Raw genomic sequence first — 401 nt, forward strand, 5'->3', positions numbered from 1 at the left:
GCGGTGCTGGTGCGGGAGGAGGACTGGCGCCGGGGCGCGGCCGGTCTCGCCGGCGCACTGGGCGAGACCGTGGCGGCGGTCGTCGTGGAGGCGCCCTCCGTCGGCGGGGCGGCCCCGGAACAGCGGAGTTGCCGGGAGCGGATACGGGCGCTGCGGGCGCTGCGGCCGGACCTGGAGCTGGGAGTGCTCGTACGGGCCCCGGGCACGGGAGACGATGCGCTGCGGCGCGCCGTCGGCTCCGTCGAGGAGCCGGCACGGGCCTCGGCCCCGGATCTCGTGGTCGTGGGGCCGGGTCCGTGCGGTCCCGGGGAGAACCGGGTCGCCCAGATGGTGCTCGGCGACGAGTTGCACGGGGCGGTGGCGGCGCGGGTTGTTCTGCTGTGCCGCCCGGAGGAGTTGGA

Annotated in this window: 1 protein-coding gene; it reads left to right on the forward strand. The window is 77.6% G+C overall.

Annotation, left to right across the window (positions count from 1 at the left end):
- Nucleotides 1-401: hypothetical protein (locus ACSNOD_RS31785; protein WP_436770526.1), on the forward strand; the 401-nt coding region annotated here is incomplete at both ends.

The sequence above is a fragment of the Streptomyces sp. URMC 123 genome, assembly GCF_051386515.1.
In the GTDB taxonomy this organism is placed as follows: Bacteria; Actinomycetota; Actinomycetes; order Streptomycetales; family Streptomycetaceae; genus Streptomyces.